The organism is Agrobacterium sp. O3.4 (genome assembly GCF_041414895.1).
Lineage (GTDB): Bacteria > Pseudomonadota > Alphaproteobacteria > Rhizobiales > Rhizobiaceae > Agrobacterium > Agrobacterium cucumeris.
This window is the reverse complement of the sequence record NZ_JALPZP010000022.1, coordinates 1-1,319: the sequence shown is the minus strand read 5'-3', so window position 1 is coordinate 1,319 and position 1,319 is coordinate 1. Positions and strand designations below refer to the sequence as shown.

Annotated in this window: 1 protein-coding gene; it reads left to right on the top strand. The window is 59.7% G+C overall.

Annotated features, from left to right (window positions below):
• The first annotated feature begins 70 nt into the window (after positions 1 to 70).
• Positions 71 to 1,290, top strand: a protein-coding gene (locus tag M0412_RS26400) for an IS3 family transposase (RefSeq protein ID WP_269703770.1) whose coding sequence is annotated in 2 segments (ribosomal slippage) — positions 71 to 407 and positions 407 to 1,290 — 1,221 coding nt in all. Because the reading frame shifts where the segments join, the coding sequence is not laid out codon by codon here.
• Positions 1,291 to 1,319: the final 29 nt, after the last annotated feature.

The following is a 1,319-nucleotide window of genomic DNA, read 5'->3' as shown; positions in this document are numbered from 1 at the left end:
TGAATTAGCCCCCGAAAGGCCCGGACATGCTCCCCCACTTAGCTAAGTGTGTAGGAGTAATGTTGGTAATATGACTAGCAGCAATTTTAAGATGGAAGTTCTCTCCGGGCCGGAACGTCGGCGGCGCTGGAGCACGGCAGAGAAGCTGGCGATCATTCAGGAGACCTATGAGGCGGACGCGACGGTTAGCATCGTTGCCCGGCGTCACGGCATCCAGCCGAACCAGTTGTTCGCCTGGCGTAAGCTGGCGTCCCAAGGGGCACTAACGGCGACGGCCGCCGAAGAGGAGGTCGTTCCGGCTTCCGAATACCGGGCGCTTCAGTCCCAGGTGAAGGAGTTGCAACGCCTGTTGGGCAAGAAGACGATGGAGAGCGAAATCCTGAAGGAAGCTCTCGAAATCGCCAACGGCCCAAAAAAACAGATGTTGCGTGCGCTCTCGCTTCCAAGGGGGATTTTGGGATGAAGACCGTCTGCGAGACTTTGGGTGTCGCCCGGTCGAATATCGCCGCGCGTGCCGCAGGCTCCCCTTCCAGAGCCAGAGGACGGCCACCACTCCCGGATCGGGAACTGGTGGAGGAAATCAAGGCCATCATCGCCGACATGCCCACCTACGGCTATCGGCGTGTCCATGCCATCCTGCGCAGGAATGCGCGGAAAGACGGGCGTTCGTGGCCCAATGCCAAGCGCGTTTACCGGGTCATGAAGCTGCACAATCTGCTGCTGGTGCGCCACACCGGAGCGGTCGACAAACGCCTCCACGACGGTCAGGTCGCTGTCGAACGTTCGAACATCCGCTGGTGCTCCGACGGCTTCGAGATCGGCTGCGACAACAAGGAGAAGGTCCGTGTCGCCTTCGCCCTCGACTGCTGCGACCGTGAGGCTATCGCTCATGTCGCCACCACCGAGGGCATCAAGAGCCGGGACGTGCAGGACCTCGTGATCACCGCCGTCGAGAACCGCTTCGGCCGCATCAACATACTGTCCGAACCCATCGAATGGCTCACCGACAACGGTTCCTGCTTCATCGCCAGAGACACCGCATCCTTGCTCCGCGACATCGGCATGGAACCGTGCACGACGCCGGTGCGAAGTCCGCAATCGAACGGAATGGCCGAGGCGTTCGTCAAAACCTTCAAGCGCGATTACGTCTCGGTGAATCCAACCCCAGACGCCGAAACCGTCATGGCGCAACTGCCGTTCTGGTTCGAGCATTACAACAATCTTCACCCTCACAGTGCTTTAGGATATCAGTCACCGCGCGAGTTCATCAGCTCGAAATCTCACACCTGAGCATGTCCGGTCTTTTGGGGGCAACTCCA